Annotated in this window: 6 protein-coding genes and 1 tRNA gene; 2 read left to right on the forward strand and 5 right to left on the reverse strand. The window is 74.6% G+C overall.

Annotated features, from left to right (window positions below):
* The first annotated feature begins 233 nt into the window (after nt 1-233).
* Both ACZ5GT_RS36295 and ACZ5GT_RS36300 read left to right on the forward strand, forming a co-directional pair.
* Complete coding sequence (locus ACZ5GT_RS36295) at nt 234-992, forward strand: IclR family transcriptional regulator (protein WP_469035052.1); 759 nt, start codon at nt 234-236, stop codon at nt 990-992.
* Between the two features lie 113 nt (nt 993-1,105).
* A tRNA-Lys gene (locus ACZ5GT_RS36300) sits at nt 1,106-1,182 on the forward strand.
* On the opposite strand, the gene ACZ5GT_RS36305 is transcribed toward ACZ5GT_RS36300, so the two are convergent.
* From ACZ5GT_RS36305 to ACZ5GT_RS36325, 5 genes are all read right to left on the reverse strand, one after another.
* Nucleotides 1,145-2,803, reverse strand: a complete 1,659-nt coding sequence (locus ACZ5GT_RS36305; RefSeq protein WP_469035053.1) for an AMP-binding protein — start codon at nt 2,801-2,803, stop codon at nt 1,145-1,147. The genes ACZ5GT_RS36300 and ACZ5GT_RS36305 overlap by 38 nt on opposite strands.
* Before the next feature lie 56 nt (nt 2,804-2,859).
* Nucleotides 2,860-3,324, reverse strand: coding sequence for a hypothetical protein (locus ACZ5GT_RS36310; RefSeq protein ID WP_469035054.1), 465 nt, complete (start codon nt 3,322-3,324; stop codon nt 2,860-2,862).
* Between the two features lie 137 nt (nt 3,325-3,461).
* The gene (locus ACZ5GT_RS36315) at nt 3,462-4,067 is read right to left on the reverse strand and encodes a lytic polysaccharide monooxygenase auxiliary activity family 9 protein (protein ID WP_469035056.1); all 606 of its coding nucleotides are present in this window, start codon (nt 4,065-4,067) and stop codon (nt 3,462-3,464) included.
* A gap of 116 nt (nt 4,068-4,183) precedes the next feature.
* Nucleotides 4,184-5,293 (reverse strand): SPFH domain-containing protein, encoded by a 1,110-nt coding sequence (locus ACZ5GT_RS36320; protein WP_469035059.1) that lies wholly within the window; start codon nt 5,291-5,293, stop codon nt 4,184-4,186.
* A gap of 102 nt (nt 5,294-5,395) precedes the next feature.
* Nucleotides 5,396-6,498, reverse strand: a 1,103-nt coding sequence (locus ACZ5GT_RS36325; RefSeq protein WP_469035061.1) for a peptidoglycan-binding protein, incomplete at its 5' end; no start/stop codon positions are given.

The following is a 6,498-nucleotide window of genomic DNA, read 5'->3' on the forward strand; positions in this document are numbered from 1 at the left end:
GGTGTGACGGCGGTGACGGGCCGCCGGGCGCTGGGACGGCGGTGACGGGCGGGACCGGCTGTACCGGGTCATGCCGGCGGCATGTGCCGGAGGGCCCGCGCCGCCGTTCGGCGAGCCGCGATCCGGCCGAGCTCCACTCGCCGGCGCCCGGTCGGCGGTTATCGTGGTGGGGCTTGACCGTCCGGATCACGGCCCAGTAGCAGTGCGACCGAGCGAGCGCAGGGGGAAACACCGTGGCGCTGAAGCACGAGCCGACCGCACCGTACCACTCGGCCCAGGACGCCCTGCGCGTCCTGGAGACCGTGGCACGGCACACCACCGGAATCACCGACACGGACCTCGCCCGGCACACCGGCCTCGACCCGGAGCGGCTGACCACCCTCCTGAGGTGGCTGCGCCGCGAGGGCTACGTCGAGCAGGTCACCGACGGCGCGTACGTCACCGGGGACGTCCTCGGCCGCCTGGGCTCCGCGCACGGCCGCGAGCAGGCGCTGCGCGACAAGCTGCAGCGCACCCTCGACCGGTTGCGCGACTCGCTGGGCGCCGCGGTCTACCTCAGCCGGTACGTCGACGGCGAGGTCAGGGTCGCCCAGTACGCCGCCGGGCCCAGCACCCCGGTGGTCAACGAGTGGGTCGACTTCCGCTCCTCGGCGCACGCCACCGCGATCGGCAAGAGCCTGCTCGCCCAGCTCGACCACGACAGCCGGCGCGAGCACCTCTCCCGGCACCGGCCGGCCCGTCTCACCTCGCGCACCATCACCAGCGACAAGCTGCTGCTGTCCCGGCTGGCGGCCCAGCCGCCCACCGCGCCGGCGCTCGACCTCCAGGAGTACGCGGTGGGCACGGTGTGCGCGGCCGTCCCGGTGACGGCCGGTTCGGCGGTGGGCTGCCTGGCCCTGTCCCTCCCGGTGGAGCACGCCCACCGGCTGCGCCGGGCCGCGGACACCCTGAACCGGAACGCGGCGCCGCTGCTGCTGTCGCTGACGATCTGAGCGAGCCGACGATCCGGGCGCGCCGCGGGTGGTCACCAGCACCCCCGCGGACCAGGTAGTATTTTCTCTGTCGCCGCCCGCGAGACACAGCTCACGCGGACGGCGGGAGTCATGCGCCGCTAGCTCAGTTGGTTAGAGCAGCTGACTCTTAATCAGCGGGTCCGGGGTTCGAGTCCCTGGCGGCGCACCACTGAGGGGCCTCTCGGCGATACGAGGGGCCCCTCGAGGTCTTCCGGGGTCAGCCTCCGGTACGCCCGCTCGCCGGGCGGGCGCCACCACACCGGGTCGGCGCACCGCACGCCCTCCCGCCGCAGCAGCGCCCGGTGGATCTTGTTGGTGGCGGTGACCGGCATCCGCTCCAGCACCCGCACGAACCGGGGCGCCATCTTGGTGCCCAGGTCCGGCTGGGCGAGCAGGAACTCCGCGAACCCGGCCGGATCGAAGCCGCCGGCGACGGCCGCCATCACCTGGTCCCCGGTCACCGGGTCGGGCACCGCGTAGACGGCCACGGCGTCGGCGCCGTCGTACCGGGCGAGGATGTTCTCGATCATCGCGGCGGCCAGGTTCTCGCCGTCGACGCGGAGGCGGTCGTCGGCGCGGCCGGCGAAGTAGAGGTAGCCGTCGGCGTCCCGGCAGAACAGGTCCCCGGTCCAGTACCAGCCCTCCCGGAGCCGTTCGGCGTCGGCCCGCGGATTGCGCCAGTAGCCCTCGAAGGGGTTGGGCGCCCGGTTCACCAGCTCGCCGATCGCCTGGTCGCCGTTCAGCAGCCGGCCGGCCGCGTCGAAGACGGCCGGCGGGCACTCCTGCCCCGTCTCCGGGTCCAGCACGACCAGTCCGGGTTCCGCCCGCCCGACCGCGCCGGGCGGGGTGCCCGGCGACCACTGCACGGCGGCCCCGCCCTCGGAGGAGCCGTAGCCCTCCACCAGCCGCACCCCGAACCGCCGCTCGAAGGCGGCCGCGTCGGCGGCCCCCGCCTCGGTGCCGAAGCCGGTCCGCAGCGGGTTGTCCCGGTCGTCGTCCCGTTCCTCGGTCGCCAGCACGTACTGCACCGCCCGGCCCACATAGGTGAAGTACGTGGCGCGGTACGCCCGCACGTCCGCCAGGAACCGGGACGCCGAGAACCGCCGCCGCAGCGCCACGCCCGCCCCGGCCGCCAGCGCGGGCGCCCAGTCGGCGATCACCGCGTTGCCGTGGAACATCGGCATGCAGACGTAGTGCACGTCGTCCTCGCGCACGTCGAACCGGTCGGCCAGCGACCGTCCGGCGGCGGCCAGCCGGCCCTGGCTGCAGACGGCGGCCTTGGGGGCGCCGGTCGAGCCGGAGGTGAAGTACAGCAGCAGCCGGTCGCCGGGGCTGCGCCCGGAGGCGTCCGGCACCGCGTCCCGGTAGGGCGCGAGGAGCGTGTCGTACTCCTCGGTGCCGGTGACCAGGACACGGACCGCGCCCGGCAGCGCGAGGCCGTCGAGCAGCGGGAGGTGGGCGCGCTCGGTGACCAGGATCCGGCACTCGGTGTGCAGGATGTCGCGGGCCAGTTCGGGGCCGCGGCGGGTGGGGTTGACGCCGGCCACGGCCGCTCCCGCGAGCGCCGCCGCGCTCAGCCACAGCGGGTACTCCGGGGTGTTGTCCAGCAGCACGCCCACGTGCGGCTCGGCGTCCGGCGGCAGCAGGTCGGCGAGCAGCGCGGCGCGGGCCGCGGCGCCCGCGGCGACCTGGTGGTGGGTGAGCGTCCGGTCCTCGAACCACAGCCCCGGCCGGTGGTCGCCCCACCGGCCGGCGACGAGTTCCGCGACCGTACGCCTGCCGGACTCCATGGGGCGCACGGTAGCTGACGCACCGTCAGTTGTGGAGGGGCGGGCGGGCGCCGGTTCTAGTAACCGGAGATGTCCGAGGTCACGAAGGCCTCGGTGTACGTGACCATGAAGCCGACGCAGAACACGACGACCACGCCGAGGAACACGAGGATGCCGAAGGTCGCCGCGGCCTGCTTGCCGCGGGCCGGCTCGTGCGCGGTGGCGACGACCCGGGGGCCGTCCGAGTAGTGGACGGTGACGAAGTCGCCCTCCAGCCGGGTGGCCGGACCGCCCTCCTCCTCGAAGCGGACCTGGCGGCCGTCGCGCGCGGTGAACTCGTAGACATGGTGCAGGGTGGTGCGCACGGAGCTTTCGTGGCCGCCGCCGTGGGTCGTGGTGAACGTCCGCAGGCACCGGCCCTCGGCCGTCAGCCCGCTGTTCCAGGCGCCGCGCAGCTGCGACCAGCGGCGCAGCACGCGGTAGGCCATGAAGAGGGCCAGCCCCATGATCAGGCCGGGCACGAGGTAGAACAGCACGTCCATGAGATCCCCCGATCGCGGTGCGCCGCCTGCCGGCGGGCGTGTCAGGAACGTACCCGCAAGGAGATCCCGGCCGCCTCAAGGAATGCTCAGAGATCGCGCGCCGGGGCCGGGGCTCCCGGCGCGCGGCCCGGCCCGGGTCAGAAGGTGACGTCGGAGCAGGCGTAGAACGCGTTGCCGGTGTCCGCGACCGTCCACACGGCGAGGATGACGTGGTGCCCGCTCAGCCCGGACGGCAGGGTGCCGCTGTGCGAGAGGGTCGACGGCGGGCGCTGACCGCCGTAGGGCACCGTCAGGAACGGCGTGGTGTCGAGGTCGGAGCGGGACAGGTTGTGGTCCCGGTTCCAGCCCTGGCGGGTGACGTAGTACCGGAAGTCGGTCGTGGCGTGATTGGCCGTGAACTGCCAGCGGAACGTGTAGCTCTGGCCGCCGGTCACCTTGGTGGTCGGCCAGGCGCCGCCCGAGGGGGCGCGCGGGCTGTCGAGCTGCGCGAAGCGGGTGTTGCCGCCGGAACATATCTGTCCGTCGGCCGGTCCTGCGGCGGGGAAGCCCTTGGGGCCCTCGACGCTCTGCGGCTCCCACTGGATGTCGCCGCACCCGGTGACGGTGCCGTTCTGGCAGAGCTTCTGCCGGCTGACGGGGAGGTCGGTGTAGCCGTGGCTGCTTGCGCCACCGGAGGAGAACACGAGGGCTCCGGCGGTGGCGAGGCCCACCACGGCGGCGTAGGACTTGGTCCGTGTGCGCATGCTGCCGCTCCTGGGGAACATGGGGGAGGTTCGGTGAGCTGTGCGAGTAGGTCTAGACCAAGTCTCAGATTATTGCCGCGACTTGAACATGTCCAGACCAATCGCGGAGGCCGTTCTCAGCGCCCCGGCTCCGTCCGGCCCACGCAGAACGCCACCGTCAGGTCCTTGACCAGGGCCTTGCGTTCGTAGTCGTCGAGGTCCAGCAGGCCCCGCACGGTCAGCCGGGTCACCGTGTCCTCCACGGAGTCGACCACCGACGTCAGCACGTTCGCCCGGTTCTGCGCGTCCAGCGCGGCGCTCCTCCGGCGGTGCATCGCGGCGGCGACCTCGGGGGCGTACTCGACGCGGACCGGCTGCACCGAGTACACCTCCAGCCCGACCGCCGCCGCGTCGGCCGCCACCAGCCGGGTCAGCGCCTCCCCGGCCGCCTCCGCCGCCCCCGCCGCGGCGCCGGGCGTCTCCACCGGCACCCGGGCCAGGGCCGCCTCCACGCACTCGCGCAGGTACGTCTCGTGGTCGTCGACGCCCAGCACGGCCCGCGCGGTGTCCCGCACCCGCCACACCGCCAGCACGACCACCCGCAGCGCGACCCCGCCGCCGTCGGCCGCCGGCATCGGCTCACTGCGCCAGTGCCGCAGCCGTACGTCGACCCGGCGGCGCAGCAGCAGCGGGTTGACCCACATCAGGCCGGTGCGCCGCACGGTCCCCCGGTAGCGGCCGAACAGGCCGACCACCAGGGCCCGCCCGGTCCGCCCCCGGGTCAGCCCGCCGAAGCCGAACAGCCCGACGGCGCCCGCCCCCGCGCAGGCCGCCCACTGCGCCGGCCCCAGCCCGGTCCCCGCGTACGCCGGCAGCCTCAGCGCCTCCAGCGCCGCGCGCGGCAGGGCGCCCGCCCACCATGACGCGGCCGCGCAGCCGGCCGCCCCGCAGACGCCGGCGAGGATGCCGACCGCGCCGGGCAGCACCCGGGCCGGCCGTTCCACCAGCCCGGGGTCGGCCCGCGGCGACGGGCGGTTCCTGACCGGCGCCGGGCGCAGCCGCGGCTGCTCCCCGGTGCCGCGGCGGCGCCCCACGACCGCGGGCTTCAGCGGCACCGACGCCGGGCTCGGCTCGTCGCGGAACAGCAGATGGACGGGGATCTCGGTGGTCGCCTCGTTCTGAATGAGACGCCCGGACCTGCCCGGCCCCTCGAACTCGGGCGTGTGCGACGTGGTCGTCGTGCTCATGCGTGCCTCCAGCCTCCGCGCCAGATGCGCCACATCGGTCGTCCGGGGACGTCGTCGTTTCCCGGGACGTCATGGGTCGGGGACGTCGTGGGTTCCGGGACGTCAGGAGAGGAAGAGCCGCCGCCAGGTCTCCGGGCCCGGGTAGCCGTCGGCCGCTCCGCCGCGCCAGCCCTGGGCCCGCTGGAATGCCTCCACGTTGCGGCGGTCCGCCTCGCTCCAGCGCGGCCCGGGCCCGTCCGCGTAGTACCGGCCGAACCCCTTGCGCACCAGCTGCTCCCCGAGCCGCGTCACCTGGTCGTTGACGGCTCCGGGACGGAACAGCGCCCGGCCCGGATAGCCCCTCACCCCGTGCCGGGAGGACCCGGACGGAGGGCCCCCGGTAGCGGAAGCGGAATCTCCGCTATGAACGTCCCGGCCCCCGCCGGACACCAGCAGCTCCCAGGTCAGCGGCCCCGGCAGCCCGTCCGCCGCCGCCCCCCGCCACCCCTGGGCCTCCTGGAACGCCCGGACCGCCCGGCGCACCCCGTCCGTCCAGCGCGGTCCGGGAGCGGCGGGGTGGAAGCGGCCGGCACCGCGGCCGGCGAGCAGCCGGCCGAGCTCCGCGACGTGCCGGTTGTCCGCGCCGGGGCCGAAATAGGCCACTCCGGGGAACGGGATCCGGCCCTCCGCGGCGGGCGGCCCCGCGGCCTCCGTGCTCCGCGCCGCGCCGTCGGTCACCCCTTTGTAGCGGTACGGGACGTAGCGCGAGGAGTTGTTCCAGTAGGCGTACGGGGTGGTCTTGCGGCGCGTGTGCGGGACGGTCTGCTCGTAGGCGGCGTACTGGGTACGGGAGGCGTCGGTCCAGCCGCCGAAAAGGACGACATGGGATCCGCCGTACGGGTCGCCCGCGTTGTGGTAAAGCAGTACGTCACCCGGCTGGAGTTCCGCCTTGGTGATTCTCTCGGCGTAATCGCCGAGGCTTCCGGTCCATTCGTTCCCGGGCAGCCCCCAGGCCATCGAGACATAACCCGAGCAGTCCTGCCGGTAACCGTCGGACCAGTAGGAGGTCACGCCGTACGGGACCTTCCGGGTGACCCATGTCCGGGCCCGCGCGATGATGTCCGCCCGGGTGGTCGCGGGCAGCCGCGCGGGGCGCTCGGCGCCCGCGGGCGGGCCCGCCTGGCCGCCGGGGCCGTGCAGCGGGGAGCGGGGACCCTGCGGAGTTC

It is taken from the genome of Streptomyces sp. NPDC031340 (genome assembly GCF_055569945.1).